The organism is Streptomyces sp. NPDC051051, assembly GCF_040682975.1.
In the GTDB taxonomy this organism is placed as follows: Bacteria; Actinomycetota; Actinomycetes; order Streptomycetales; family Streptomycetaceae; genus Streptomyces.
Window position 1 is genome coordinate 119,731 of sequence record NZ_JBFBCB010000012.1, and the last position, 25,783, is coordinate 145,513.

A 25,783-nucleotide genomic window follows, 5' to 3' on the forward strand; every position below is an offset into this window, starting at 1 on the left:
ACTTGGCCAAGCCCGTCACCCGATACCGGACCGGTATCGCAACGTGCACCGATGTGTGGGCGACGTGATGGGGGTCACTTCTTGCTGTCGATGACGGCCTTCATCACGTCCCTCGCGATCGGGCCGGCGAGGCCGCCACCGCTGATGTCGTCACGGCTGGCGGCGCCGTCCTCGACGACGACCGCGACGGCGACCGGCGAGCTGCCGTCGGCCAGCTTCGCGTAGGAGATGAACCAGGCGTACGGCTTCTCGCTGTTGTTCAGGCCGTGCTGGGCGGTACCGGTCTTGCCGCCGACGACGACGCCGGAGATCTTCGCCTTGCCGCCGGTGCCCTGCGGGTTGTTGACGACCGTCTCCATCATCTCCTGGAGCTTCTGCGCGGTCTCCGAGGACACCGCCTGGGACAGCTCCTGCGGCTCGGTCGTCTCGATGGTGTCGAGGTTCGCGGCCTTGAGCTGGTCGACCATGTACGGCTTCATCAGCTTGCCGTCGTTGGCGACGGCCGAGGCGACCATGGCCATCTGGAGCGGGGTGGCGCGGTTGGAGGCCTGGCCGATGCCGTCCATGGCGTTCTGCGGCTTGTTGTCCTCGGGGTAGACGCTCTCGGAGGCGCGGACCGGGGTGTCCAGTTCCTTGTTGTTGTAGCCGAACTTCTGCGCCTGCTCGATCATCTTCTCGTTGCCGACGCTGTCGGACAGCTTCGCGAAGACGGTGTTGCAGGACACCATGAGCGCGTACCGCAGGCTGGCGTTCTCGCACTCACCGTGCTCGTTGGTGAGGTCGGTGGTGGTGCCCGGCAGCTGGTACGGGTCCGGCGTCTTGGTGGCGTCGTCGATGCCCGAGGCCACGCCGTTCTCCAGCGCCGCGGCCGCGGTGACCACCTTGAAGGTGGAGCCCGGCGGGTAGGTCTCGCGCAGCGCCCGGTTCAGCATCGGGTCGTCGGGGTTGTTCTTCTTCTGGACGGCGCTCCACGCCTCGGCGTCCTTGTCGGAGGCTCCGGCGAATTTCGACGGATCGTACGACGGCGTCGAGACCAGCGCGAGGATCTTGCCGGTGGCCGGGTCGATCGCGGCGACGGCGCCCTTCTTGTCGCCCAGCCCTTCGTACGCGGCCTTCTGCGCGGCGGCGTTGAGGGTGGTGACGACGCTGCCGCCCTCCTTCTTCTTGCCCGTGATCATGTCGAGCGTGTTGCGGAAGAAGAGCCGGTCGTCGTTGCCGGTGAGGATGCCGTCCTCGAGCTTCTCCAGCTGGGTGGCGCCGAAGGCCTGGGAGGAGTAACCGGTGACCGGCGCCCACATCGGACCGTTGACCCAGGTGCGCTTGTACTTGTAGTCGCCGCTGGTGGTCTCGACGGAGCCGGTGATGGCCTTGTCGCCGACGATGATGTCGCCGCGCGGGGTGGCGTACCGGGCGATGTTGACGCGGCGGTTGTCGTCGTCGGAGGCCAGGGTGTCGGCCTTGACGTACTGGAGGTAGTTGTCGCGGAGGAGCAGGGTGAGGATCAGGAGTCCGCAGAAGACCGCGATCCGGCGCAGGGGCTTGTTCATGACGGGCGGACCACCTGGGTCATCTCGGCGTCGGGGTTGGAGGCGGGGGCCGGGGCCGGACGGCGCGCGGTGTCGCTGATTCTGATCAGGATGCCGATCAGCGCCCAGTTGGCGATGACGGAGGAACCGCCGTAGGCCAGGAACGGCATCGTCATACCGGTCAGCGGGATGAGGCCCATCACACCGCCCGCGACGACGAACACCTGGAGGGCGAAGGCACCGGAGAGGCCGATGGCGAGCAGCTTGCCGAACGGGTCGCGGGCGGCGAGTGCGGTGCGCACGCCGCGCTCCACGATCAGGCCGTACAGCAGCAGGAGCGCCATGAGGCCGGCCAGGCCCAGCTCCTCGCCGAAGGTGGCGAGGATGAAGTCGGAGTTGGCGGCGAACCGGATCAGCTCGGAGTGGCCCTGGCCCCAGCCGGTGCCGAGGGTGCCGCCGGAACCGAAGGCCCACAGGGCCTGCATGGCCTGCTCGGAGTGGCCCACCTGGCCCTGCCGGGAAAGCAGGTACTCCTTCATCGGGTCGAGCCAGGCCTGGACGCGCTGCTGGACGTGCGTCTCGAAGCTGGCCACGCCGACCGCGCCGCCCGCCGACATCAGCAGACCGAAGACGATCCAGCTGGTCCGCTCGGTGGCGACGTACAGCATGATGATGAACATTCCGAAGAACAGCAGCGAGGTGCCGAGGTCCGTCTCGAAGACCAGGATCAGGATCGAGATGAACCAGACCACCAGGATCGGGCCGAGGTCGCGACCGCGCGGCAGGTACAGGCCCATGAAGCGGCGGCTGGCGAGTGCGAGGGCGTCGCGCTTGACCATCAGGTAGCCGGCGAAGAACACGGCCAGGACGATCTTGGCGAACTCGCCGGGCTGGATGCTGAAACTACCGACCTGGATCCAGATCTTGGCGCCGTAGATGTTCTTGCCGAGGCCCGGCACCAATGGCAGCAGCAGCAGGAACAGCGCGCCCACCATGGAGATGTAGGTGTAGCGCTGGAGGACGCGGTGGTCCTTGAGGAAGATCAACACCACGACGAAGAAGGCGATGCCCATCGCCGTGTACAGCAGCTGCCGGGGGGCGGCGTTACCGGCCTGGTCGATGGACTGCAGCAGCTTCGACTGGTCCAGTCGCCAGATCGCCACGAGCCCGAGGCCGTTCAGCAGCGTCGCCAGCGGCAGCATCAACGGGTCTGCGTACGGCGCGAACTTGCGGACGACCACGTGGGCGACGCCGGCCAGCAGGCCGAGGCCCAGGCCGTAGCTGAGCAGGCCGGCCGGCACCTGCTCGTTGATGGCGAGGCCCACGTTGGCGTAGGCGAACACCGGGATGAGGACGGCGAACACCAGGAGCGCCAGCTCGGTGTTGCGCCGGCTCGGTGTGCCGATCGAGCCGATCGTGGACGTGTGGTGCGTCGACGTGTTGGTTGTACTGCTCATCGTGTGACGGGGCCTCTCACGGCTTGCCTACTGCTTACCGCACAGCGAGACGACCTTCTGCTCATCCTCCGAGAGGGTGGGGCCGGGGCCGGGAGTGGCGGTCGCTGATGTGGACGGAGACGCGGACGGGGACGACGCCGATCCCGACGGGGTGGGGGTCGGCGATGCCTTGGACGTGAGGGAGACGGGAGTGGTTCCCGCGGTGCCGTCGGCCTTGCCCTCACCGGTCGTGGATCCGGCCTTGCTGGGGGTCGCGGCGGTCGCGGTCGCCGCCTCCGCCTGCTTGCGGCACGCGGACGCCTGCACGGCCAGTTCGTCGATCTTCTTCTGGGCGGTGGCCCGGCTGCCCTCGGCGATCGTCGCCTCGACCAGCTTCTGCTGGTACTGCGGCAGGTACTTGAGTTCGATCTCGGGGTGGTCCTTCTCGACCTTCGAGAGCGAGACCCAGGCCAGGTCCTGGCTGATGCCCTGGTACAGCGCGACGTGCTCGCCCTTGGTGCCGACGTAGTACTGGGTCTGGGTCCAGTGCCAGCCGGCGTACAGCCCGCCGCCGATGACGGCGAGGGCGAGACCGCCGTACAGGGATCTCTTCAGCCACCGGCGGCCCTTGTGGGGCTTGACGAAGTCGTCGTCGGTGTAGTCGCCGAAGCCGTCGGTGGGGATGAAGCCGGTGACGTCGCCGGAGCCGGGCGGGCCGAACTCGCCGCCGCCCTGGCCGCGGCCCTGTCGGCCGAGGCCGGAGGCGCGGCCGGCCGGGGTCTGCATGATGCCGTTGACGTACGGCTGGTTCTGGTTCTCGGCGACGGCGCCGACCACGACCGGGGTGTCGGACAGCTGCCCGGCGAGGGTGTCGCCGGTGTCCAGGTCCAGCACGTCGGCGACGATCACGGTGATGTTGTCGGGGCCGCCGCCGCGCAGCGCGAGCTGGATCAGCTCCTGCACGGTCTCCTGCGGGCCCTGGTAGCTGGCGAGGGTGTCCTCGAGCGTCTGGTGCGAGACGACGCCGGACAGGCCGTCGGAGCAGATCAGATAGCGGTCGCCGGCCCGCACCTCGCGGATCGACAGATCCGGCTCCACATGCTCCCCACTGCCCAACGCCCGCATCAGCAGCGAGCGTTGCGGGTGGGTGGTGGCCTCTTCCTCGGTGATCCGGCCCTCGTCGACGAGACGCTGCACCCAGGTGTGGTCCTGCGTGATCTGGCTCAGTACGCCGTCCCGCAGCAGGTAGGCGCGCGAGTCGCCGACGTGCACGAGCCCCAGCCGCTGGCCGGTCCACAGCAACGCGGTCAGCGTGGTTCCCATGCCCTCGAGCTGGGGGTCTTCTTCGACCAGCGAGCGCAGCTGGTCGTTGGCGCGCTGCACGGCCGTTCCGAGCGAGGTGAGGACGTCGGAGCCGGGCACGTCGTCGTCGAGGGCGACGATGGTGGAGATGGCCTCGGAGGAGGCGACCTCACCGGCGGCGGCGCCGCCCATGCCGTCGGCGATGGCGAGCAGGCGCGGACCGGCGTAACCGGAGTCCTCGTTGCCCTCCCGGATCATGCCCTTGTGCGATCCGGCGGCGAAGCGCAGTGACAGACTCATGCGCACCTCGCCCGTCGGCCCCGGGTACAGCCGGTCGTGTCGAGCCACACTGCCCACCCTCCGGTCGGGAGCGCGCCGGGGCCCTGGGTGCCGGCCGACCTGGCGTGCTCGCTCCGCTCGCGCTCACTCATGATGTAGCACTACTTCCGCAGCTCGATGACGGTCTTGCCGATACGGATCGGCGCGCCCAGCGGGATCGGTGTGGGAGTCGTCAGCCGCGTTCGGTCGAGGTACGTGCCGTTGGTGGAGCCCAGGTCCTCGACGATCCACTGGCCGTCGCGGTCCGGGTAGATCCTGGCATGGCGGCTGGAGGCGTAGTCGTCGTCCAGCACGATGGTGCTGTCGTGCGCGCGGCCCAGGCTGATGGTCTGGCCCTGGAGCGCGACGGTCGTGCCGGTGAGGGTGCCCTCGGACACGACCAGCTTCGTCGGGGCGTTGCGCCCCCTGCGTCCGCCCCCCGCGGCGGGTTGCTGGCGCTGCTGCGGAGGCGCCTGGCGCTGGGCCTGTTGCGGTCGGGCCGCCTCCCGGCGCGCACTGCGCTGGGTGACACGCGTACCGAACAGGTCGCTGCGGATGACCTGCACGGCCACGATCACGAACAGCCACAGTACGGCCAGGAAACCCAGCCGCATGACCGTGAGGGTCAGCTCTGACATTGCCCCCGCTTCACCCTTCGGCTTGCCGGTAAATGATGGTGGTGCTGCCCACGACGATCCGCGAGCCGTCGCGGAGCGTAGCGCGGGTGGTGTGCTGCCCGTCCACCACGATGCCGTTGGTGGACCCGAGATCCTGGATCGTCGAGGGCGTTCCGGTCCGGATCTCGCAGTGCCGGCGGGAGACGCCGGGGTCGTCGATCCGCACGTCGGCCTCGGTGCTGCGGCCCAGCACGAGCGTCGCACGGGAGATCTGGTGACGGGTGCCGTTGATCTCGATCCAGTGGCGGGTCCGGGAGCCGGGCGCCGGGGCACCCGCGAGTCCGCCGCCCGCCGGGCGCTGACCGCCGGCCGCGGGCGGGTAGCCGTACCCGCCGGGCCGGCCGCCGGCCGCGGCGGGCGGGGGTGCGGCGGGCATGGGGGGCGCGGCCGCCGCGCCGCCGGCCGCCGGCGGGTAGCCGTACCCGCCGGGGCGGCCGCCGGGCGCGCGCTCGGGCGCCTGCGGGCCGCTGGCGGAGGAGGCGAGGGTGCGGCTCCGCACGCGGTACAGACCGGTGTCGAGATCGTCAGCCTTCTCCAGGTTGACCTTGATCGGTCCCATGAAGGTGTAGCGCTGCTGCTTCGCGTAGTCGCGGACCATGCCGGCCAGTTCGTCGCCGAGCTGGCCGGAGTAGGGGCTGAGCCGCTCGTGGTCCGGCGTGCTCAGCTCCACGATGAAGTCGTTGGGTACGACGGTCCGGTCGCGGTTCCAGATGGTCGCGTTGTTGTCGCACTCCCGCTGGAGCGCTCCCGCGATCTCCACGGGCTGCACCTCGGACTTGAACACCTTGGCGAAGGTGCCGTTGACCAGACCCTCGAGACGCTGCTCGAATTTCTTCAGGACTCCCATGGGGCACCTCCTCCGTCGTGACTTGCGTCCCGTGTCCTGCTGCCTACCTGGTACTGCTTACTGATCGTATCCACGCGCCGGTGGATCGGCCGGTTCCCCCTGTCGGCTCCGCCGACCGGTGTCGACGGCGTCCTCCGCGCGTCCTTCGCTCGTCCTTCTGCCCAGGATCGTAGAGGCGGCCGAGGACCAGTGTCCCGCACCTGGCTGTGGAGCTCGCCCGCCTATCGGGGAGACGGCCGTCATAGGTACGAGGTTGATACGTGAACCGGTCATCGCCGAGACGTAGGGAGGTTGCCGCGGGCCTCTCGCGGTGACCTCTGCCCCGGAAGAAGGGATGTGAACGCACCCTGGCCCACGTGCTAATGTTCTGCATGTCGGAGGGCGCCGGGCCGCAAGGCCAACACCCTGATGACACACCCAATGCGCGGGTGGCGGAATAGGCAGACGCGCTGGATTCAGGTTCCAGTGCCCGCAAGGGCGTGGGGGTTCAACTCCCCCCTCGCGCACAGCTGAAAGCCCCGCAGATCTTCGGATCTGCGGGGCTTTCGCATGTCCGGGGGCGTGGATGCGTGCGGGATGCGTGGACGCATGGGCGGGGAGGCCCGGACACGTGCTGACGTGCAGGCGGGGTGTCCGGATGCGTGGATGCAGCTCGCGCACGTGAGGTATCTCACGAGGGGCGGGGTGAGCGGGCGCGGACAGGGCGGACCTGGTGGACGGGGCGGGCAGTCGTGGTCGACGGGGCGTCCTGTACGGGTGAGAGGGACGGCGTTGCGTGCGGGCGGGGTGGGGCCCGGGTGGTTGTCCACAGGGTCTGACGGGTTTCGGCCGTCGGCGGTACGGTCTGCAGGAGTCGATGTTCGTCGGGGTGCGGGGGAGGCGGTCGTGGTGACAGAGGCCGGTGCCGGGGTGGGCGCGAGCGCGGACGGGGTCGCGGGTGAGGGGCCGCGCCTTCCCAGGACGCGGGGGTTCGCCGAGTGGCCCGCCGCGGGCTCGCCGAAGGAGGAGGGCAAGGCCCTGCGCCGCCGGGTGCCGCGCGCGGCGCACGCCGGGCTCGACCTGGACCCCTCCCGCCCCGACGCGGTGACCGCGGTCGAGGAGTCCGGCCGGGGGCGCCTCCCCGAACTCACGCCGATACGGGTGGGGCGGATGGCCGCCACACCGTTCGCGTTCCTGCGGGGGTCGGCGGGCCTCATGGCCCATGACCTGGCCCGTACCCCGATGACCCGCGTCACGGCGCAGATCTGCGGCGACGCGCACGCGGCCAACTTCGGGCTGTACGGCGACGCCCGCGGCGGCCTGGTCATCGACCTGAACGACTTCGACGAGACGGTCGACGGCCCCTGGGAGTGGGACCTCAAGCGGCTGGCCGTGTCCCTGGTGCTCGCGGGCCGGGAGGCCGGCGCCGACGAGGACACCTGCCGCCGGGCGGCGCACGACGCGGCCGGCGCCTACCGCCGCACCATGCGCCTGCTGGCCCGGCTTCCGGTGCTGGACGCGTGGAACGCCATCGCCGACGAGGAACTCGTCTCGCACGCCGACGCCCACGACCTGCTGGGCACGCTGGAGCGGGTCTCGGAGAAGGCGCGGGCCAACACGAGCGGGCGGTTCGCCGCGAAGTCGACCGAGCCGACCCCGGAGGGCGGGCGCCGCTTCGTCGACGCGGCGCCGGTGCTGCGGCGCGTCCCCGACGCGGAGGCCGCTGCGGTGGCCGCCTCCCTCGAGCAGTACGTGACCACGCTGCCGGAGGACCGGCTGCCCCTGCTGGCCCGGCACGCTGTGCACGACGTGGCCTTCCGCATCGTCGGCACGGGCAGCGTGGGCACCCGGTCCTACGTCGTCCTGCTGCTGGACCACCGGGGCGAGCCGCTCGTGCTCCAGGTGAAGGAGGCACGGCGCTCGGTGCTGGTGCCGCATCTGGCGAGCGCCGGTTTCGAGCCTCCGGCCGTCGAGCACGAGGGGCGGCGGGTGGTCCTCGGGCAGAAGCGCATGCAGGTGGTCAGCGACTCCCTGCTGGGCTGGACCACGGTCGAGGGCCGGCCCTTCCAGGTCCGGCAGTTCCGCAACCGCAAAGGCAGCGTGGACCCCGCCGCTCTCGCCGCCGACCAGGTCGACGACTACGGCCGCATGACCGGCGCCCTGCTGGCCCGCGCCCACTCGCACAGTGCCGACCCGCGGCTCATCGCCGGCTACTGCGGCAAGAACGAGGAACTGGACGAGGCGATGGCCGCCTTCGCCGTGGCCTACGCCGACCGCACGGAGGCGGATCACGCGGACCTGGTGACGGCGGTACGGACGGGGAGGATCGCGGCGGAGACGGGGGTGTGAGCGCCGTACGAGGGGCGTTCGGTGAAGTACGTCGAGCTGGACGGCCGGGGCGGTGGCCTCCCCGGGGTCCTCGATCCGAGGCCGTACCTGGAGCGGTTGCCGGTGCTGGGCGGGCAACTGCCTCCCGGGGCGCGCGCGTTCGCCACCGATCCGGATCACCACGACTTCTCGGGCAGACGGTGCGGGAAGGACCTCCTGCCGGTGGAGGCCCGCCGGACGGGGGCGAGGACCTGGAGATCCGCTTCGGGCACAACTGCTGTAAGCACGACGAGGACCTCGTCGTGCGGTACACGGGCGTCTCCCGCTTCCAGGCCGACGTCCTCGACGTCCGCGCCCTCGACGACGTCGGCGCGGTGGTGCTCGACGAGATCCTCCCGCACCCCGGCGGCTGCACCCACGAACTGGCCTGCCGTCCCGGCACGCTCCTCGTGGTCTGCCGGGATCCGGAGGCGGAGTGGGTGGCGGCGGACTGCCCGGAGCACCGGGACTGAGGGAGGTCCCCCTCAGGGGTGGCCTACGCTGGTCGGGTGACGACCCCCGAAGCTGAGCAGTCGCGGCCCGAGGAGCGGCTCGAGAAGGCCGTACGGGCCGCTGAGCAGGCGCTGATCGAGTTCGAGATCGCGGTGGAGACCTTCCGCGTCGAGGTCGAGAACTTCTCGCGGCTCCACCACCAGAGACTCGGTCCGATGTACGCCCGGCTCGATGAGCTCGAGGCGCAGATCGCCGAGGCCACGGCCGCCCGCACCGGTGATCCGGAGGACCTGCGCAAGGCGGACGAGGCGCGGGCCCGGGTCATGCCGATGCCCGGGGTCGAGGAGCTGTTCCACGGCTGGATGGACGGCAACGGCCTGTTCCCGGAGGCCGAGGCCATGCTCACGGACCAGTCGGTGCGGCCGCCGCAGCGGGTGCGGCCCAGCGACGAGGCCCGCAAACTCTACCGGGAGCTGGCACGCAAGGCCCATCCCGACCTGGCGCAGGAGGACGCGGAGCGGGCGCGGCGTGAGGAGTTCATCACGCGGGTCAACGCCGCCTACGCTCGGGGCGACGAGGCCGCGCTGCGGGAGCTGGCCGAGGAGTGGGCGGCCGGCCCGGCCCCCGAGGAGCGGCGGCCCAGCCCCAGCGAGGAGCTGTACGCCCGGCTGGAGTGGCTCGCCGAGCGCAAGGAGATGCTGGCGTTGGTGGCCCGGGAGCTGGAGGAGGGCGCGATCGGCGCGATGCTCCGGATGGCGCCGGACGACCCCGACCGGCTTCTGGAGGAGATCGCCGAGCAGCTCCTGGCCGAGGTGGCGAAGCGGGAGGCCGAGCTGGCGGAGCTGACCGGCTGAGGGGCTTCCGGTTCCGGGGCGGTGGTTCGGGTCCGCGGCGGCCCCTGCCGTTCGGCCGAGGAGTCCGGCCGGTCGGCACCGGGGCCTGGTCGCCGGGTGTCCGGCGCGGTCCCGGGGCGGAGCCCTGCGGCGGGGGCATCGGACCTGCGGCGGGGCCGTCGGGGGTGTGGGGCGTCCGGTAGCGTCGGGGGTATGAGTTTCGGAGCTGGTGTGCCCACGGTCGGGGTCGAGGACCTCAAGGACGGCGACTTCCTGCTGGACGTCCGGGAGGACGACGAGTGGAAGGCGGGCCATGCCGAAGGGGCACTGCACATTCCCATCAGCGAGTTCGTCGCGCGTTACGGCGAGCTGACCGAGGCGGCTCCGCAGGACGGGCGGGTCCATGTGATCTGCCGCTCCGGTGGCCGTTCCGCCCAGGTCACCATGTACCTCGCGCAGCAGGGCGTCGACGCGGTGAACGTGGACGGCGGCATGCAGCACTGGTCGGCCGTGGGCCGCCCGGTCGTCACCGACGACGGGCAGCCCGGCTTCGTCCTGTAGTCCCGCAGCCGCACCGGCCGGACCTGCGGGTCCGTGCGGCTGCGGGCGGGGTGGGGCTTCAGCCGGGGGTGCGGGCGGCCGACAGGTCGCCCAGGCCTCCTCGTGCGCCGCCGCGGGCCCCGGGGAGAGCTCCGGGTGTTCGGCCCACGCGTGGTGGCGGTGCAGCGGACAGCAGACGTCGGCGAAGACGCTTCGCGCGGCCTCGGCCGCCGCCCGCTGCTCCTCTGGGAAGCCGAAGTCCACGGTCCGTCCCGCCGACGGGTCAGCCGATCCGACGGCCCGTCAGTACGGAACGGGTTCCAGAGGAAGGGAACGGGAGCGGCCGGGTGCCGTGCACCGGCCGTCGCCGTGTCCTTCCGGCTCACCGGTCGAAGTCCACCTCCACTGCCTCGGTCAGGGGATGCGACTGGCACGCCAGTACATAGCCGGCCTCGGTCTCCTCCGGTTCCAGCGCGAAGTTGCGGTCCATGCGCACCTCGCCGGCGACGAGGAAGGCCCGGCAGGTTCCGCACACCCCGCCCTTGCAGGCGTAGGGCGCGTCGGGCCGGTTGCGCAGCACCGTCTCCAGGACCGACTCGCCGTCCGCCACGGCCCAGCTGCCACCGCGGCCGTCGAGCCGGGCGGTGACCGTGCTGTGCGCCGGGGCGGGGGTGGTGGACGCGGGGGCTGTGACGTCCACGTGGAAGATCTCCTCGTGGATGCGGGCGCGGGCGACGCCGAGCTCTCGCAGGGCCCGCTCCGCGCCCTGCACCAGGCCGAACGGCCCGCACAGGAACCAGCCCGCCACGTCCGCCACGGGCAGCAGTGCAGGCAGCAGCCCGGTCAGCCGCTCCCGGTCCAGCCGCCCGGACGGCAACCCGGCCTGTTGTTCCTCCCGGGAGAGCACGGTGACCAGGTGCAGCCGCTGCGGATACCGGTCCTTGAGGTCGGCGACCTCCTCCAGGAACATCGTCGACGCTGCCGTACGGTCGCTGCGTATCAGGCAGAACCGGGCCTCGGGTTCGCGCGCCAGCAGGGTGGAGACGATCGACAGCACCGGGGTGATGCCGCTGCCGCCCACGATCGCCGCGTACAGACCGGGGGCGGGATCGAGGGTGAAGCGGCCCGCCGGTGTCATCACCTCCAGTTCGTCCCCGACGTTGATCTCCTTGAGCGCGTAGGTCGAGAAGGCGCCGCCCTCGACCAGCCGCACGCCCACCCGCAGGGTGCGCGGGCCCTCTCCGGCGGGCTCCGGCGCGGGCGAGCAGATCGAGTACGTCCGCCGGATCTCGGTCCCGTCGGCCCTGCGCCGCAGGGCGAGGTGCTGGCCCGGCGCGTGCCGGTACTCCTCGCGCAGTGCGGAAGGGACGGTGAAGGTCAGGGCCACGGAGTCGTCGGTGAGCCGGTCCACCGCGGCCACGGGGAGCGGGTGGAATCGGGCCATCACAACTCCTTGAAGTGGTCGAAGGGTTCACGGCAGGCCAGGCAGCGCCGCAGCGCCTTGCAGGCGGTGGAGGAGAAACGGCTGAGCAGTTCGGTGTCGGCAGAGCCGCAGTGGGGGCAGCGGACCGGGTCCTGCTCGGCGGTGCGGGTCGGTCCGAGGGTGACGCCGACCGGTCCGGCCGTGCGCTGCGCGCGCGGCGGCGCGATGCCGAACTCCCTTAGTTTGCGACGGCCTTCGGCGGAGATGTCGTCCGTCGACCAGGCGGGGGTGAGTACCGTGCGCACGGTGACCTCGCGGACGCCGTGGTCGCGCAGCGCCCGCTCGATGTCCGTGGACATCGTTTCCACGGCCGGGCAGCCGGTGTAGGTCGGGGTCAGTTCGACCTCGACCGCGTCCGTGTCGCGTACATGGACCGCGCGCAGGACGCCCAGCTCCTGGAGGGTGAGCACGGGCAGCTCGGGGTCGGGCACCGAACCGGCGACCGCGAGGAGTTCCGCCTCCAGGGGCGTGAGGGTCACCATGACGCCCCCGGGTGGCTGCGGTGCAGGTGCTGCATCTCGGCGAGCATCCGTCCGAAGGACTCCGTGTGCAGGCCCTGACGGCCCGCGCCCGCGCGCCATGCTCCGCTCCGCGGTCCCTGGGGCAGCTCCAGCCCGGCCCGGCGCAGCACGGCTCCGACCGACTCCAGCCAGAGGGTCTCCAGGCCGGCCGGGTCGGTGTCGACGCCGTCCACCGGCTGGAACATCTCGCCGGTGAACCGCCACAGGGCGTCGCAGGCCCGTCGCATCCGCTCGTGGCTGACCTCGGTGCCGTCGCCGAGGCGCAGGGTCCACTGCTCGGCGTGGTCGCGGTGGTAGGCGACCTCCTTGACGGCCTTGGCCGCGAGCCCCGCGAACGGCCCCTCTCCGGCGGCCAGTCGGTCGTAGAGCAGGTGCTGGTAGGTGGAGAAGTACAGCTGGCGGGCGATGGTGTGGGCGAAGTCGCCGTTGGGCTGCTCCACCAACTGGAGGTTGCGGAAGGCGCGTTCCTCGCGGAGGTAGGCCAGTTCGTCCTCGTCGCCGGCCATCGACAGCAGGATGCGGGCCTGTCCCAGCAGGTCGAGGGCGATGTTGGCGAGAGCGACCTCCTCCTCCAGCACGGGCGCGTGGCCCATCCACTCCCCCAGACGATGGGAGAGCACCAGGGCGTCGTCGCCGAGGGCGACAGCGGCGGTGTTCGTGCGCGCGGTCGTGGTCACAGGTGCTTCACCCCCTCCGGGATCTCGTAGAACGTCGGGTGCCGGTACGCCTTGTCGGCTGCCGGGTCGAAGAACGGGTCCTTCTCGTCCGGCGAGGAGGCGGTGATCGCGGCGGACGGCACGACCCAGAGCGAGACGCCCTCGCCACGCCGGGTGTACAGGTCACGGGCGTTGCGCAGGGCGAACTCCGCGTCCGGTGCGTGCAGGCTGCCCGCGTGGGTGTGGGAGAGGCCGCGGCGGGAGCGCACGAAGACCTCCCACAGGGGCCAGTCGGTGTTCGTCATGCCTGCTTCGCTCCCGTCCCACGGTTCTCGCGGCTCTCGTTCTTTTCCCGGCTGTGCTTGGCCGCGTGGGCCGCGGCGGCCTCCCGGACCCAGGCGCCCTCTTCGTGCGCCCGGGTGCGCTGGGTGAGCCGCTGCTCGTTGCACGGGCCGTTGCCCTTGAGGACCTCCTTGAACTCCGTCCAGTCGATCGGGCCGAAGTCGTGGTGGCCGCGCTCCTCGTTCCACTTCAGGTCCGGGTCGGGGAGGGTGAGGTCCAGGGACTCGGCCTGCGGCACGCAGATGTCGACGAAGCGCTGGCGCAGTTCGTCGTTGGAGTGCCGCTTGATCTTCCAGGCCATCGACTGCGCGGAGTGCGCGGACTCGTCGTCGGGCGGGCCGAACATCATCAGCGAGGGCCACCACCAGCGGTCCACCGCGTCCTGGGCCATCGCGTGCTGTTCGGGGGTGCCGCGGCTGAGGGCCAGCAGCAGTTCGTATCCCTGGCGCTGGTGGAAGGACTCCTCCTTGCAGACGCGGATCATCGCGCGTGCGTACGGGCCGTAGGAGCAGCGGCACAGGGGGACCTGGTTGGTGATCGCGGCGCCGTCCACCAGCCAGCCGATCGCGCCGACGTCGGCCCAGGTCAGGGTGGGGTAGTTGAAGATCGAGGAGTACTTCTGGCGACCGGTGTGCAGCTTGTCCAGCAGCTCCTCGCGGCTCGTGCCGAGTGTTTCGGCCGCGCTGTAGAGGTACAGGCCGTGGCCCGCCTCGTCCTGGACCTTCGCCATGAGGATGGCCTTGCGGCGCAGGGAGGGCGCGCGCGTGATCCAGTTGGCTTCCGGCTGCATGCCGATGATCTCGGAGTGGGCGTGCTGGGCGATCTGGCGGACCAGCGTCGCGCGGTAGGCGTCGGGCATCCAGTCGCGTGGCTCGATGCGTTCGTCGGCGGCCACCGCGGCGTCGAAGGCGCTCTCCCAGGCGTCCTGCTCGCCGTCGGCGGTCTCCCGGCCGCCGTACCGCTGTGTGCGGGCCGTCTGGTGCGCGGCTGCTGTCGCCATGCGGTCCCCCTCGACCTCGGGCTCTCTCCGAGCCGTCTCCCGACCGATCGTTCGGTCCGTGCGATTCCATGGTGAGACGGCCGTCGTAAGGTGTCAACCGCTGTGGACAACCTGCGGGCGTCCCTGTGGGAAAACTCGGGCGGCCCGTCGGCGGCGGGGCCTCGCGGCGTACCGGTCCGGCCCCGCCCGGGGGGAGGGCTGCGCGGGACGGGCCGGGCTGAGTACCGTTCCGTGCGACAGCCGTGCGAAGGCCGTCCCGACCCGTGCCCGCGCACGCGGTGCGCGGGAGCGGGTCGACGTGGACGCGCCGGCGGGTACGAACGGGTCGCCGTGGCCCGGCGAGCAGGCGGAAGACGGACCGGAATCGGGGAACGGGGCGGAATGAACGCGTACGACGGAGGCGCCGGCCCCCCGCGGGAGGCCGAGGCGCCGCGGGGGCCGGAGGCGTCGGCGGAGGAGCAGCGGGTGCGGGACGACCTGCCCGGCGTCCGGACCGAGGACGTTCGGGGCGGCCTGCCCGGCGTCCGCGCCGGGGCCGTGCAGGACGGGCCCCCGGCCGGGGCCGAGCCGCGGGGCGGCGTCGCCGCTCTCTCCCTGCGCTACCAGGTCGTCGCCGCCTTGGCGCTCGCCGTCGTCGCGGTCGCCGTCTGCGTCCACGTCGGCATGGTGTTCCTCCATGTCGCGCCGTCCAACACGGTCACCAAGGCGCACGGCAAGGCGATCGACGAATACGTCTACCCGGAGTTCGAACAGAACTGGAAGCTCTTCGCGCCCAACCCGCTCCAGCAGAACATCGCCGTCCAGGTCCGCGCCGACGTCCGCACCGGCGACGGAACGGCGCGCACCACCGGCTGGTTCGACCTGTCCGCCCAGGACGGCCGGGGCATCGACGGCAACCTGGTGCCGAGCCACACCCAGCAGAACGAGCTGCGCCGCGCCTGGGACTTCTACGTCGGCTCGCACGACTCCGACAACCGCTCGACGGGCCCGCGCAGCACTCTCGCCGAGACCTATCTGTGCAACATCGTCGTGCTGCGGCTGGAGCGCGGCGAGGCGGCCGGCCGGGGCGGCACCATAGAACGCGTCCAGGTCCGCTCCCGCACCACCAACGTGCCGGCGCCGTCCTGGAGCACCGACAAGGTCTCGTCGAAGCCGGTCTACCGGGTGCTGCCCTGGTGGCCACTGGCCGCCGGTGATACCGAGGGAGGCGCGCGGTGAACCGGTTCTCCCTGTCGGTGTCCGCCGTGATCGCGCGCGTCACCGGCTCGGCGCTCGGGCCGTACCAGAGCGCCGTGGTCCGCATCGGGTTCAGCCTGACCTGGCTGTTGTTCCTGCTGCGCGAGCTTCCCCACCGTGCGGAGCTGTACGGTCCCGACGGCCCGTGGAGCTGGGAGCTGGCCCGGCGGCTGATCGACGACAACGGCGCCTTCACGGCCCTGATGTGGTCGGAGGGCCGGGGCTGGTTCGAGACGGTGTACGCGCTGTCGGTCCTGTCGAGCCTGCTGTTGCTGCTGGGCTGGCGCACCCGCACCACGTCGGTGCTGTTCATGGTGGGCGTGCTCTCGCTGCAGAACCGCAGCGTCTTCGTGGGCGACGGCGGCGACAACGTCCTGCACCTGATGTCGATGTACCTGGTCTTCCTGCGCTGCGGCCGGGTCTGGTCGCTGGACGCGCGGCGGGAGCGGCGCGCGGCCGAGGCACGCGCGCGTGGGGAGCACGTCACCGACCGGGTCGGGCCCGCCCTGTGGAGCGTGTTCGGCGTGGTGCTGGTCGCGGTGACTGCGGGCGGCCGGCTCGACGGCGACTGGACCGTGCCGCTGATCCTGTGGACGGTGTGGGCCGCGCTGGGCGTGCGGTGGGCCGTCGGGCGCCTCGCGACGTCCGCGCAGCCCCGGATCCTGCTCGACGTGATCACCGACGTCCTGCACAACGGCGCCCTGCTGGTGATCATGGCGGAGGCCTGTCTGATCTACGCGACGGCCGGCTGGTACAAGATCCAGGGCTCGCGCTGGCAGGACGGCACCGCCGCCTACTACCCGCTGCACCTGGACTACTTCTCCCCCTGGCCGGCGCTCGGCGATCTGCTGTCGTCCAGCGGCACCATGGTGATGCTCGTGACGTACGGGACGGTCATCGTGCAGGTCGCCTTCCCGTTCACCCTGTTCAACCGGCGTGTGAAGAACGTCCTGCTCGTCGCCATGATCGCCGAGCACACCGCGATCGCGGTGCTCCTCGGGCTGCCGTTCTTCTCCCTGGCGATGATCGCGACGGACGCGGTCTTCCTGCCGACGTCGTTCCTGCGGCGGCCGGGCGGCTGGGCCGCGCGCGTGTGGGAGGCGTTGCTGCCGCGGCGCGGTGCCGCGGTGCCCGAGCAGCGGGGGGCGCACGAGCCCGGGGACGCCGAGCCCAGCCGCGTAGGCTTCCCGGCATGACCGATCCCGATCCGCTCGGCCGATGGCGCCGGCTCGCCGACGGCTGTGTGCTGCTCGACGGCTTCCACGCCGTGAAGCACGCCGTGCGCTTCGGGGCCCACGTGCCGGTGGCGGTCGCCGTGGACCGGCGGGCGGCGCTCGCCCTCGCCGACGATCTCGCCCCCGACGTGAGGGCGGCACTGGAGGCGCTCCTGACGGAGGTGCCGGAGGCGGTCTACGCCTCGCTGGTGCCGCGGCCGCATCCCACCGCCGTGGCAGCCCTGGCGGTACGGCCGTCCCGCGAGGCCAATCTGCGGGCGCTGTCCCGCACGCCCCGCCCGGCGCCCGTCGTGGTCCTCGACGATCCGCGCAACCTCGGCAACGCGGGTGCGGTGATCCGGCTGGCCGCCGGCTTCGGGGCGACCGGCGTGGTCACCACCGGCACGCTCGACCCCTGGCACCCGACCGTGGTGCGCGGCGGCGCCGGCTTGCACTTCGCGACCGCCGTGGAGCGGCTGACCGCCGACGAGCTGCCGGCCGGGCCGGTGTTCGCGCTCGACCCGGAAGGGGAGGACATCCGGGGCGTGAAGCTCCCGGACGACGCCGTCCTCGCCTTCGGTTCGGAGCGCAGCGGGCTGTCCGGGGCACTGCGCGCGCGGGCCGACCACCTGCTGGCCCTGCCGATGCGCCCCCAGGTCTCCAGCTACAACCTCGCGACCAGTGTGGCCATGACGCTGTACCACTGGAGCGCGACCGGGGGCGCCCCGCGCGCGTAGGGTCCTCAGGCCTCCCGGCGGACCTCGACCACACGGAAGCGGTTCGCCACGAACGCGCCGTCGGTGAGCGCGGCATTGGCCGCCGGGTTGCCGCCCGAGCCGTGGAAGTCGGAGAAGGCGGCCGTCTGGTTGACGTACACCCCGCCGGTGAGGTTGAGCGAGAGCTGCGCCGCCTCTTCCAGGCAGACCTCCTGGACGGCCCGCTCCACCTCCTCGTCGGTCGTGTACGCGCCGACCGTCATCGCGCCTTTCTCGCGGACCGTGCGCCGCAGCAGCTCGACGGCGTCCACCACCGAGTCGACCGCGACGGCGAAGGAGACCGGCCCGAAGCACTCGCTCATGTAGGCCGCCTCGTCCTCGGGCTTGGCCCCGTCGAGCTTGACGATCACCGGGGTGCGCACGACGGCGCCCGGGAACTCGGGGTTGCTCACCTCGCGGGAGGCCAGGGCGACCTCGCCGAGACCGGCCGCGGCCTCCAGTCGGGCCTTCACGTCCGGGTTGACAATCGCGCCCAGCAGGGCGTTCGCGCGCGCGTCGTCGCCGAGGAGGCCGTCGACCGCGCGGGCCAGGTCGGCGACGACCTCGTCGTAGGTCTTGGGCCCCTCGTCGGTACGGATGCCGTCGCGGGGGACCAGCAGGTTCTGCGGGGTGGTGCACATCTGGCCGCTGTACAGGGACAGCGAGAACGCCAGGTTGGACAGCATGCCCTGGTAGTCGGCGGCCGACTCGACGAGCACCGTGTTGACGCCGGCCTTCTCGGTGTAGACCTGCGCCTGGCGGGCGTTGGCCTCCAGCCAGTCACCGAAAGCGGTAGAGCCGGTGTAGTCGACGATCCTGATCTCGGGGCGGGTGGCCAGGGTCTTGGCGATGCCCTCGTCGGGCCGCTCGGCGGCGAGCGCCACCAGGTTCGGGTCGAAGCCCGCCTCCGCGAGCACCTCGCGCGCGACGGCCACGGTCAGCGCGAGCGGCAGCACCGCGCGCGGGTGGGGCTTCACCAGGACCGCGTTGCCGGTGGCGAGGGAGGCGAACAGGCCCGGATAGCCGTTCCACGTCGGGAAGGTGTTGCAGCCGATCACCAGGGCGATCCCGCGCGGCACCGGCGTGAACTGCTTGGTCAGCGCCAACGGGTCGCGCTTGCCCTGCGGTTTGGTCCACTCCGCCGTGTCGGGCGTGCGGACCTGCTCCACGTACGCGTACGCCACCGCCTCCAGGCCGCGGTCCTGCGCGTGCGGGCCGCCCGCCTGGAACGCCATCATGAAGGCCTGGCCGGAGGTGTGCATGACCGCGTGCGCGAACTCGTGGGTCCGGTCGCTGACGCGCTTGAGGATCTCCAGGCAGACCACCGCGCGCATCTCCGCGCCCGCGTCCCGCCAGGCGCGCTGACCGGCCTTCATGGCGGGCAGCAGCTCGTCGATGTCCGCGTGCGGATACTCGACGCCCAGCTCGATGCCGTACGGCGAGACCTCGCCGCCCACCCAGCCGTCGGTGCCGGGCTGGCCGAGGTCGAGGCGGGTGCCCAGGAGGCCGTCGAAGGCCGCCTTGCCCGCCGCCGCGTCCAGGCTGCCGTCGGCGCCGTAGGCCTTGGGGTGCTCGGGGTGCGGGGACCAGTATGCGCGGGTGCGGATCGCTTCCAGGGCCTGGTCGAGAGTGGGCCGGTGCTTGGCGATCAAGGCGTGAGCGGTGAGTTCGGCGGCCATGCGGGACCAACTCCTCGTCTGGAGAACTCTTCGTCGAGCTCTGGACCTGGACGGAAACAGGGACAGGAACGGGCAGTCAGGGTTAGAGTAACCGAACGATCGGTCGGGACAAGGGGGTCCGCCGCATCTGTGGAAAACCCCGTGCGGGAGGATCGCGCACATGACAGCACTCGACCTCAGCAGCCCCGTGGCCGTCGTCGGCACCGGCACCATGGGCCAGGGCATCGCCCAGGTCGCGCTGACCGCGGGCCACCCGGTGCGGCTGTACGACGCCGTCGCCGGGCGCGCGGGAGAAGCGGCCGCCACGATCGGTGCCCGTCTCGACCGGCTCGTCGAGAAGGACCGTCTCACCGCCGCCGAGCGGGACGCCGCCCGCGCCCGCCTCACACCCGTGGACAGCCTCGCCGGACTCGCGGACTGCGCGCTGGTCGTGGAGGCCGTCCTGGAGCGGCTGGACGTCAAGCAGGAGCTGATGCGCGCCCTGGAGGACGTGGTCGGCGAGGACTGTCTGCTCGCCACGAACACCTCCTCCCTGTCGGTGACGGCCATCGGAGGCGCCCTGCGCAACCCGGGCCGTCTCGTCGGTCTGCACTTCTTCAACCCGGCGCCGCTGCTGCCGCTGGTCGAGGTCGTCTCGGGGTTCGCCACCGACGTCTCGTCGGCCACGCGCGCGTACGAGACCGCCCGTGCCTGGGGCAAGACGCCCGTCGCCTGCGCCGACACCCCGGGGTTCATCGTCAACCGCATCGCCCGGCCCTTCTACGCCGAGGCCTTCGCGGTCCACGAGGCGCAGGGCGCCGACCCGGCCACCATCGACGCGGTCCTGCGCGAGTCCGGCGGCTTCCGGATGGGGGCGTTCGAACTCACCGACCTGATCGGCCAGGACGTCAACGAGTCCGTCACGCACTCCGTGTGGCAGTCCTTCTTCCAGGACGTGCGCTTCGCCCCCTCGCTGTCCCAGCGCCGCCTGGTCGAGTCCGGCCGCCTGGGCCGCAAGACCGGACAGGGCTGGTTCGACCACCGCGACGGCGCCGAGCGGGCCGAGCCGCACACCGCGGAGAAGCGCCGGCCGCCCGCGTACGTGATCGCCGAGGGCGACCTGGGGCCCGCCTCGGAGCTGCTCGCGATGATCCGCGAGGCGGGCATCCAGGTCCGCGAGGAGGACGAGGACGGCGGCACCCGCCTGGTGCTGCCGAGCGGCGGCCAGCTCGCCCTCGCCGACGGCCAGACCTCGGTGGAGTTCCGGGACGTCGTCTACTTCGACCTCGCCCTGGACTACCGCAAGGCCACCCGCATCGCCGTGTCCGCCTCCCAGGACACCCCCCAGCAGACGCTCTCAGAGGCCATCGGCCTCTTCCAGGCGCTCGGCAAGGACGTCAGCGTCATCGGCGATGTCCCCGGCATGATCGTCGCCCGTACGGTCGCGCGGATCGTCGACCTCGCGCACGACGCCGTCGCCAAGGGCGTCGCCACCGAGGAGGACGTCGACACCGCGATGCGCCTGGGCGTCAACTACCCGCTCGGCCCCTTCGAGTGGAGCCGCAGGCTCGGCAGGGTCTGGGCCCACGACCTCCTGGAGGAGCTGCACCTGCGCGAGCCCTCCGGCCGCTACGCGCCCTCTCTGGCGCTCTACCGCCACGGACACTCCGCCGACAAGCGGGAGGGCACCCCATGACCACGGCCAAGCGCGACACGTACACCCCGGAGACCCTGCTCTCGGTCGCCGTGCAGGTCTTCATCGAGCGCGGCTACGACGGCACCTCCATGGAGCACCTCTCCAAGGCGGCCGGCATCTCCAAGTCGTCGATATACCACCACGTCAGCGGCAAGGAGGAACTGCTGCGACGGGCGGTGACCCGGGCGCTGGACGGCCTCTTCGGGATCCTCGACGAGGAGCACGCGCGCGTGGGACGTGCCGTGGAGCGCCTGGAGTACGTCGTGCGGCGCATGGTCGAGGTGCTCATCTCCGAACTGCCCTACGTGACGCTGCTGCTGCGGGTGCGCGGCAACACCGGTACCGAGCGGTGGGCGCTGGAACGGCGGCGCGACTTCGACCACCGGGTGGCCGCGCTGCTGAAGGCGGCCGCCGCCGAGGGGGACGTACGCGGCGACGTGGAGGTGCGGCTCGCGACCAGGCTCGTCTTCGGCATGATCAACTCGATCGTCGAGTGGTACCGCCCGGACGGGCGGGGCATGGGCGAGCGCGAGGTGGGCGACGCGGTCGCCCGGCTGGTGTTCTCAGGGCTGCTGCGGGCCTGAGGTCATCCCTGCGGCTCCAGGTCCTCCTCCTCGAACACCAGCAGCGTGCGCGTGCTGAGCACCTCCGGGATCGCCTGGAGGCGGGTGAGCACCAGTTCGCGCAGTGCCCTGTTGTCGGGCGTGTGCACCAGCAGCAGGACGTCGAAGTCGCCGCCCACCAGGGCGATGTGGGAGGCGCCGGGCAGCTGTCTGAGCTGCTCGCGGACCGTGCGCCAGGAGTTCTGGACGATCTTCAGCGTGACGTAGGCGGACGTTCCGTGGCCCGCGCGCTCATGGTCCACGCGCGCGCCGAAGCCGCGGATCACGCCGTCCTCGACGAGCCGGTTGATGCGTGCGTAGGCGTTGGCACGCGACACGTGGACCCGCTCGGCGACCGACCGTATCGAGGCCCGGCCGTCCGCCTGGAGCATCTGGAGGATGTCCTGGTCGATGGCGTCGAGCGGTCGGGGCGGGGGCTTGGTCTCCGCGCGCGGCGCGGTCGTGGTCTCCGCGCGCGGCGGTGAGCTGCCGTCCGGGCTCTCGGCGCTCTCGGCCATTTGTTCAGCTGTCATGTCCCCCCGCCTCTTCGCCGTGGACGTCCTGCACCCATCTCAGGTTGTGAAGAACCGTTTGTCCACAGCCTGAGGGGCCCTGTAGCCAAAATGTGCCGACGACCGAACAATCGGTAGGTGAGGCGGGTCACAGCCGACCCGTCCCCCGTAGCCACTCCCACGAGGAGGTGCCGTCATGACGGTCATGGAGCAGCGGGGCGGATACCGGCCGACACCGCCGCCCGCCTGGCAGCCCCGCACCGACCCCGCGCCGCTGCTGCCCGACGCGGAGCCGTACCGCGTCCTCGGCACCGAGGCGGCCGCGCAGGCCGACCCGGAGCTGCTGCGCAGGCTCTACGCCCAGCTGGTGCGCGGCCGTCGGTACAACGCGCAGGCCACCGCCCTGACCAAGCAGGGCCGCCTCGCCGTCTACCCCTCCAGCACCGGCCAGGAGGCCTGCGAGGTCGCCGCCGCCCTCGCCCTCCAGGAGCAGGACTGGCTCTTCCCCAGCTACCGCGACACCCTCGCGGTCGTCGCCCGCGGCGTGGACCCGGTGGAGGCCCTCACGCTGCTGCGCGGCGACTGGCACACCGGCTACGACCCCTACGAGCACCGCGTGGCCCCCCTGAGCACCCCGCTCGCCACGCAGCTCCCGCACGCCGTGGGCCTCGCGCACGCCGCCCGCCTCAAGGGCGACGACGTGGTGGCGCTCGCCATGGTCGGCGACGGCGGCACCAGCGAGGGCGACTTCCACGAGGCGCTGAACTTCGCCGCCGTCTGGCGGGCGCCGGTCGTCTTCCTCGTCCAGAACAACGGATTCGCGATCTCCGTCCCGCTCGCCAAGCAGACCGCCGCGCCCTCGCTGGCCCACAAGGCCGTCGGGTACGGCATGCCCGGCCGGCTGGTCGACGGCAACGACGCGGCCGCCGTGCACGAGGTGCTCGCCGACGCCGTACGGCACGCGCGCGCGGGCGGCGGTCCCACGCTCGTCGAGGCGATCACCTACCGCGTGGACGCCCACACCAACGCCGACGACGCGACCCGCTACCGCGGCGACGCCGAGGTCGAGACCTGGCGCGGGCACGACCCGATCGACCTGCTGGAACACGAGCTGACCGCGCGCGGGCTGCTCGACGAGGAGACGAAGCAGGCGGCGCGGGACGCCGCCGAGACCATGGCCGCCGACCTGCGCGCCCGCATGAACCAGGACGCCCCGCTCGACCCCATGGACCTCTTCGCCCATGTGTACGCCGAGCCCACCACGCAACTTCGTGAACAGCGCGCCCTGCTGCAGGCCGAGATCGAGGCGGAGCAGGGAGGAACGCACTGATGACCACCGTCGCCGTCAAGCCCGCCACCATGGCGCAGGCCCTCACGCGCGCCCTGCGCGACGCGATGGCCGCCGACCCGTCCGTGCACGTCCTCGGTGAGGACGTGGGCACCCTCGGCGGCGTCTTCCGGGTCACCGACGGGCTCGCCGCGGAGTTCGGCGAGGACCGCTGCACGGACACCCCGCTGGCCGAGGCGGGCATCCTGGGCACCGCGGTCGGCATGGCCATGTACGGCCTCCGCCCGGTCGTGGAGATGCAGTTCGACGCCTTCGCCTACCCGGCGTTCGAGCAGCTCGTCAGCCATGTCGCCCGCATGCGCAACCGCACCCGCGGCCGCATGCCGCTGCCCGTCACGATCCGCGTCCCCTACGGCGGCGGCATCGGCGGTGTCGAGCACCACAGCGACTCCTCCGAGGCCTACTACATGGCCACCCCCGGGCTGCACGTCGTCACGCCCGCCACGGTCGCCGACGCCTACGGTCTGCTGCGTGCCGCCATCGCCTCCGACGATCCGGTCGTCGTCCTCGAACCCAAGCGCCTGTACTGGTCGAAGGACTCCTGGAACCCTGAGGAGCCGACAGCCGTTGAACCCATCGGCCGCGCGGTGGTGCGGCGCTCGGGCCGGAGCGCCACACTCGTCACGTACGGGCCGTCGGTGCCCGTGTGCCTCGAAGCCGCCGAGGCGGCCCGGGCCGAGGGCTGGGACCTCGAAGTCGTCGACCTGCGCTCCCTGGTGCCGTTCGACGACGAGACGGTCACCGCCTCGGTGCGGCGGACCGGACGGGCGGTCGTCGTCCACGAATCGGGCTCCTTCGGAGGCCCGGGCGGGGAGATCGCGGCCCGCGTCACGGAGCGCTGCTTCCACCACCTGGAAGCACCGGTGCTGCGCGTCGCCGGGTTCGACATCCCCTACCCGCCGCCGATGCTGGAGCGCCACCACCTGCCCGGCGTCGACCGCATCCTGGACGCCGTGGCGCGTCTGCAGTGGGAGGCCGAGAGCTGATGGCACAGGTGCTGGAGTTCAAGCTCCCCGACCTCGGGGAGGGACTCACCGAGGCGGAGATCGTCCGCTGGCTGGTCGAGGTCGGTGACGTCGTCGCCGTCGACCAGCCGGTCGTCGAGGTCGAGACGGCCAAGGCCATGGTCGAGGTGCCCTGCCCCTACGGCGGTGTGGTCACCGCCCGCTTCGGCGAGGAGGGTACGGAACTGCCCGTCGGCGCCCCGCTGATCACGGTCGCCGTGGGCGCACCGGCCTCCGGCGGCTCGACGGACGGCCAGGACGCCCCGGTCACCGAGGGCAGCCAGGGCACGTCGGCCGCCGCGGGCGGCCAGGGCTCGGGCAACGTCCTCGTGGGGTACGGGACCTCCGAGGCGCCCGCGCGCCGCCGCAGGGTGCGGCCGGACCGGCCGGCCCCCGCCCCCGTGCCCGTGGCGCCGTCGGTGGCCTCGGCGAACGGGGGAGTACGGACCGCCGAGGCGGCGGACGGCCCCGTGGCGGTGATCTCCCCCCTCGTGCGCAGGCTGGCCCGTGAGAACGGCATCGACCTGAGGGAGCTGACCGGCTCCGGTCCCGACGGCCTGATCCTGCGGGCCGACGTGGAGTACGCGCTGCGGGCCGCGGCCGCGCAGGGCCGGACCACGACGGCGACTGCCGAGCCGCACCCGCGCGTGGCACCACAGGCGGCGGTCGTCACCCCCGCCCCCACCGCGGCCACGGCCGGCAACCGCATCCCGCTCAAGGGCGTCCGCGGGGCCGTCGCCGACAAGCTCTCCCGCAGCCGGCGCGAGATTCCCGACGCGACCTGCTGGGTCGACGCGGACGCGACCGAGCTGATGCGTGCCCGTAAGGCGATGAACGCGGCCGGGGGGCCGAAGATCTCCCTCCTGGCGCTCCTGGCCCGGATCTGCACCGCGGCCCTGGCCCGCTTCCCGGAGCTCAACTCCACCGTCGACCAGGAAGCCAGGGAGGTCGTCCGCCTGGACCACGTCCACCTCGGCTTCGCCGCCCAGACCGAGCGGGGTCTCGTGGTGCCCGTCGTTCGCGACGCGCACGCCCGCGACACCGAGGGCCTCGGCGCGGAGTTCGCCCGGCTCACCGAGGCGGCCCGCACCGGCACCCTCACACCGGCCGATCTGACCGGCGGGACGTTCACGCTGAACAACTACGGCGTCTTCGGCGTCGACGGCTCCACGCCGATCATCAACCACCCCGAGGCCGCCATGCTCGGTGTCGGCCGCATCGTCCCCAAGCCCTGGGTGCACGAGGGCGAACTGGCCGTGCGTCAGGTCGTCCAGCTCTCGCTCACCTTCGACCACCGGGTGTGCGACGGCGGCACGGCGGGCGGCTTCCTGCGCCATGTGGCGGACTGCGTGGAACAGCCGGCGGTGCTGCTGCGCACCCTGTGACCGTGTGGGCACTCCGCCGTTCCGTGTGATCGGAGTGCCGCGCATACTCGGGGGGTGACTCCGAACGAGCCGCGGGCGGTCACCTCCGGTGAT

The 25,783-nt window shown here is 72.0% G+C and carries 24 protein-coding genes and 1 tRNA gene; 13 read left to right on the forward strand and 12 right to left on the reverse strand.

From position 1 onward, the window contains the following. Positions 1–74: 74 nt before the first annotated feature. The 5 genes from AB0N31_RS12445 to AB0N31_RS12465 form a co-directional block, all read right to left on the reverse strand. Positions 75–1,547, reverse strand: a complete 1,473-nt coding sequence (locus AB0N31_RS12445; protein WP_366058311.1) for a penicillin-binding transpeptidase domain-containing protein — start codon at positions 1,545–1,547, stop codon at positions 75–77. Next, a complete protein-coding gene (locus tag AB0N31_RS12450) occupies positions 1,544–2,983 on the reverse strand; it encodes an FtsW/RodA/SpoVE family cell cycle protein (protein ID WP_366058312.1) in 1,440 nt (479 codons plus the stop codon). Before AB0N31_RS12450 ends, AB0N31_RS12445 begins: the two co-directional genes overlap by 4 nt. Before the next feature lie 27 nt (positions 2,984–3,010). Further along, positions 3,011–4,564, reverse strand: coding sequence for a Stp1/IreP family PP2C-type Ser/Thr phosphatase (locus tag AB0N31_RS12455; RefSeq protein WP_366058313.1), 1,554 nt, complete (start codon positions 4,562–4,564; stop codon positions 3,011–3,013). A gap of 140 nt (positions 4,565–4,704) precedes the next feature. Then, positions 4,705–5,220 carry an FHA domain-containing protein gene (locus AB0N31_RS12460; protein WP_355911704.1) on the reverse strand — a complete coding sequence of 172 codons (516 nt, stop codon included), beginning with the start codon at positions 5,218–5,220 and terminating at the stop codon, positions 4,705–4,707. Between the two features lie 10 nt (positions 5,221–5,230). Next, positions 5,231–6,106: a DUF3662 and FHA domain-containing protein gene (locus AB0N31_RS12465; RefSeq protein ID WP_366058314.1), complete on the reverse strand. Its 876-nt coding sequence runs from the start codon at positions 6,104–6,106 to the stop codon at positions 5,231–5,233. Between the two features lie 422 nt (positions 6,107–6,528). Here AB0N31_RS12465 and AB0N31_RS12470 point away from each other — a divergent pair. From AB0N31_RS12470 to AB0N31_RS12490, 5 genes are all read left to right on the forward strand, one after another. After that, positions 6,529–6,612 (forward strand) — tRNA-Leu (locus tag AB0N31_RS12470). 382 nt (positions 6,613–6,994) lie between these two features. Further along, positions 6,995–8,434 (forward strand): DUF2252 domain-containing protein, encoded by a 1,440-nt coding sequence (locus tag AB0N31_RS12475; protein WP_366058343.1) that lies wholly within the window; start codon positions 6,995–6,997, stop codon positions 8,432–8,434. 179 nt (positions 8,435–8,613) lie between these two features. Next, positions 8,614–8,925, forward strand: a complete 312-nt coding sequence (locus AB0N31_RS12480) for a hypothetical protein (protein ID WP_366058315.1) — start codon at positions 8,614–8,616, stop codon at positions 8,923–8,925. Positions 8,926–8,961: 36 nt separating this feature from the next. Continuing rightward, a complete protein-coding gene (locus AB0N31_RS12485) occupies positions 8,962–9,759 on the forward strand; it encodes a hypothetical protein (RefSeq protein WP_366058316.1) in 798 nt (265 codons plus the stop codon). Positions 9,760–9,969: 210 nt separating this feature from the next. Next, on the forward strand, positions 9,970–10,299 hold the full coding sequence (locus AB0N31_RS12490; RefSeq protein ID WP_363087721.1) for a rhodanese-like domain-containing protein: 330 nt from the start codon (positions 9,970–9,972) through the stop codon (positions 10,297–10,299). Positions 10,300–10,660: 361 nt separating this feature from the next. Here AB0N31_RS12490 and AB0N31_RS12495 read toward each other — a convergent pair whose 3' ends face one another. Genes AB0N31_RS12495 through paaA form a run of 5 tightly spaced genes read right to left on the reverse strand, consistent with a single transcriptional unit; the run spans position 10,661 to position 14,280 of the window. Beyond that, entirely contained in the window at positions 10,661–11,722 is a 1,062-nt protein-coding gene (locus AB0N31_RS12495; RefSeq protein ID WP_366058317.1) for a 2Fe-2S iron-sulfur cluster-binding protein, read from the reverse strand. After that, the gene (paaD, locus tag AB0N31_RS12500; RefSeq protein WP_366058318.1) at positions 11,722–12,243 is read right to left on the reverse strand and encodes a 1,2-phenylacetyl-CoA epoxidase subunit PaaD; all 522 of its coding nucleotides are present in this window, start codon (positions 12,241–12,243) and stop codon (positions 11,722–11,724) included. The genes AB0N31_RS12495 and paaD overlap by 1 nt, the downstream gene beginning before the upstream one ends. Further along, positions 12,237–12,959, reverse strand: coding sequence for a 1,2-phenylacetyl-CoA epoxidase subunit PaaC (paaC, locus tag AB0N31_RS12505; RefSeq protein ID WP_366058319.1), 723 nt, complete (start codon positions 12,957–12,959; stop codon positions 12,237–12,239). Before paaC ends, paaD begins: the two co-directional genes overlap by 7 nt. After that, a complete protein-coding gene (gene paaB / locus AB0N31_RS12510) occupies positions 12,956–13,243 on the reverse strand; it encodes a 1,2-phenylacetyl-CoA epoxidase subunit PaaB (RefSeq protein WP_363087670.1) in 288 nt (95 codons plus the stop codon). The genes paaC and paaB overlap by 4 nt, the downstream gene beginning before the upstream one ends. Next, entirely contained in the window at positions 13,240–14,280 is a 1,041-nt protein-coding gene (gene paaA / locus AB0N31_RS12515) for a 1,2-phenylacetyl-CoA epoxidase subunit PaaA (protein ID WP_366058320.1), read from the reverse strand. The genes paaB and paaA overlap by 4 nt, the downstream gene beginning before the upstream one ends. A gap of 381 nt (positions 14,281–14,661) precedes the next feature. Between paaA and AB0N31_RS12520 the strand changes: the two genes are divergently transcribed. From AB0N31_RS12520 to AB0N31_RS12530, 3 genes are read left to right on the forward strand one after another with little or no spacing between them, the layout of a single operon-like run. Then, positions 14,662–15,498, forward strand: coding sequence for a DUF5819 family protein (locus tag AB0N31_RS12520; RefSeq protein ID WP_366058321.1), 837 nt, complete (start codon positions 14,662–14,664; stop codon positions 15,496–15,498). After that, entirely contained in the window at positions 15,495–16,712 is a 1,218-nt protein-coding gene (locus tag AB0N31_RS12525; RefSeq protein WP_366058322.1) for an HTTM domain-containing protein, read from the forward strand. Before AB0N31_RS12520 ends, AB0N31_RS12525 begins: the two co-directional genes overlap by 4 nt. Then, entirely contained in the window at positions 16,709–17,467 is a 759-nt protein-coding gene (locus tag AB0N31_RS12530; RefSeq protein ID WP_366058323.1) for a TrmH family RNA methyltransferase, read from the forward strand. The genes AB0N31_RS12525 and AB0N31_RS12530 overlap by 4 nt, the downstream gene beginning before the upstream one ends. 5 nt (positions 17,468–17,472) lie before the next feature. On the opposite strand, the gene paaN is transcribed toward AB0N31_RS12530, so the two are convergent. Continuing rightward, positions 17,473–19,164 (reverse strand): phenylacetic acid degradation protein PaaN, encoded by a 1,692-nt coding sequence (gene paaN / locus AB0N31_RS12535; protein ID WP_366058324.1) that lies wholly within the window; start codon positions 19,162–19,164, stop codon positions 17,473–17,475. Between the two features lie 160 nt (positions 19,165–19,324). Between paaN and AB0N31_RS12540 the strand changes: the two genes are divergently transcribed. Further along, positions 19,325–20,839, forward strand: a complete 1,515-nt coding sequence (locus tag AB0N31_RS12540) for a 3-hydroxyacyl-CoA dehydrogenase (protein ID WP_366058325.1) — start codon at positions 19,325–19,327, stop codon at positions 20,837–20,839. Further along, positions 20,836–21,423, forward strand: a complete 588-nt coding sequence (locus tag AB0N31_RS12545; RefSeq protein ID WP_366058326.1) for a TetR/AcrR family transcriptional regulator — start codon at positions 20,836–20,838, stop codon at positions 21,421–21,423. The genes AB0N31_RS12540 and AB0N31_RS12545 overlap by 4 nt, the downstream gene beginning before the upstream one ends. Before the next feature lie 2 nt (positions 21,424–21,425). On the opposite strand, the gene AB0N31_RS12550 is transcribed toward AB0N31_RS12545, so the two are convergent. Next, on the reverse strand, positions 21,426–21,974 hold the full coding sequence (locus AB0N31_RS12550) for an Lrp/AsnC family transcriptional regulator (protein ID WP_366058327.1): 549 nt from the start codon (positions 21,972–21,974) through the stop codon (positions 21,426–21,428). A gap of 175 nt (positions 21,975–22,149) precedes the next feature. On the opposite strand from AB0N31_RS12550, the gene pdhA reads away from it, so the two are divergent. From pdhA to AB0N31_RS12565, 3 genes are read left to right on the forward strand one after another with little or no spacing between them, the layout of a single operon-like run. Beyond that, positions 22,150–23,283 carry a pyruvate dehydrogenase (acetyl-transferring) E1 component subunit alpha gene (gene pdhA / locus AB0N31_RS12555; protein ID WP_366058328.1) on the forward strand — a complete coding sequence of 378 codons (1,134 nt, stop codon included), beginning with the start codon at positions 22,150–22,152 and terminating at the stop codon, positions 23,281–23,283. After that, entirely contained in the window at positions 23,283–24,287 is a 1,005-nt protein-coding gene (locus AB0N31_RS12560; protein WP_366058329.1) for an alpha-ketoacid dehydrogenase subunit beta, read from the forward strand. The genes pdhA and AB0N31_RS12560 overlap by 1 nt, the downstream gene beginning before the upstream one ends. Next, on the forward strand, positions 24,287–25,690 hold the full coding sequence (locus AB0N31_RS12565; protein WP_366058330.1) for a dihydrolipoamide acetyltransferase family protein: 1,404 nt from the start codon (positions 24,287–24,289) through the stop codon (positions 25,688–25,690). The genes AB0N31_RS12560 and AB0N31_RS12565 overlap by 1 nt, the downstream gene beginning before the upstream one ends. Positions 25,691–25,783 lie beyond the last annotated feature (93 nt).

Excerpts from the sequence above, each read along its gene's own strand:
- AB0N31_RS12445 (WP_366058311.1), bottom strand. The coding sequence starts at position 1,547 with ATGAACAAGCCCCTGCGCCGGATCGCGGTCTTCTGCGGACTCCTGATC.
- AB0N31_RS12450 (WP_366058312.1), bottom strand. The coding sequence starts at position 2,983 with ATGAGCAGTACAACCAACACGTCGACGCACCACACGTCCACGATCGGC.
- AB0N31_RS12455 (WP_366058313.1), bottom strand. The coding sequence starts at position 4,564 with ATGAGTCTGTCACTGCGCTTCGCCGCCGGATCGCACAAGGGCATGATC.
- AB0N31_RS12460 (WP_355911704.1), bottom strand. The coding sequence starts at position 5,220 with ATGTCAGAGCTGACCCTCACGGTCATGCGGCTGGGTTTCCTGGCCGTA.
- AB0N31_RS12465 (WP_366058314.1), bottom strand. The coding sequence starts at position 6,106 with ATGGGAGTCCTGAAGAAATTCGAGCAGCGTCTCGAGGGTCTGGTCAAC.
- AB0N31_RS12495 (WP_366058317.1), bottom strand. The coding sequence starts at position 11,722 with ATGGCCCGATTCCACCCGCTCCCCGTGGCCGCGGTGGACCGGCTCACC.
- paaD (WP_366058318.1), bottom strand. The coding sequence starts at position 12,243 with ATGGTGACCCTCACGCCCCTGGAGGCGGAACTCCTCGCGGTCGCCGGT.
- paaB (WP_363087670.1), bottom strand. The coding sequence starts at position 13,243 with ATGACGAACACCGACTGGCCCCTGTGGGAGGTCTTCGTGCGCTCCCGC.
- paaA (WP_366058320.1), bottom strand. The coding sequence starts at position 14,280 with ATGGCGACAGCAGCCGCGCACCAGACGGCCCGCACACAGCGGTACGGC.
- AB0N31_RS12520 (WP_366058321.1), top strand. The coding sequence starts at position 14,662 with ATGAACGCGTACGACGGAGGCGCCGGCCCCCCGCGGGAGGCCGAGGCG.
- AB0N31_RS12530 (WP_366058323.1), top strand. The coding sequence starts at position 16,709 with ATGACCGATCCCGATCCGCTCGGCCGATGGCGCCGGCTCGCCGACGGC.
- paaN (WP_366058324.1), bottom strand. The coding sequence starts at position 19,164 with ATGGCCGCCGAACTCACCGCTCACGCCTTGATCGCCAAGCACCGGCCC.
- AB0N31_RS12540 (WP_366058325.1), top strand. The coding sequence starts at position 19,325 with ATGACAGCACTCGACCTCAGCAGCCCCGTGGCCGTCGTCGGCACCGGC.
- AB0N31_RS12545 (WP_366058326.1), top strand. The coding sequence starts at position 20,836 with ATGACCACGGCCAAGCGCGACACGTACACCCCGGAGACCCTGCTCTCG.
- AB0N31_RS12550 (WP_366058327.1), bottom strand. The coding sequence starts at position 21,974 with ATGACAGCTGAACAAATGGCCGAGAGCGCCGAGAGCCCGGACGGCAGC.
- pdhA (WP_366058328.1), top strand. The coding sequence starts at position 22,150 with ATGACGGTCATGGAGCAGCGGGGCGGATACCGGCCGACACCGCCGCCC.
- AB0N31_RS12560 (WP_366058329.1), top strand. The coding sequence starts at position 23,283 with ATGACCACCGTCGCCGTCAAGCCCGCCACCATGGCGCAGGCCCTCACG.
- AB0N31_RS12565 (WP_366058330.1), top strand. The coding sequence starts at position 24,287 with ATGGCACAGGTGCTGGAGTTCAAGCTCCCCGACCTCGGGGAGGGACTC.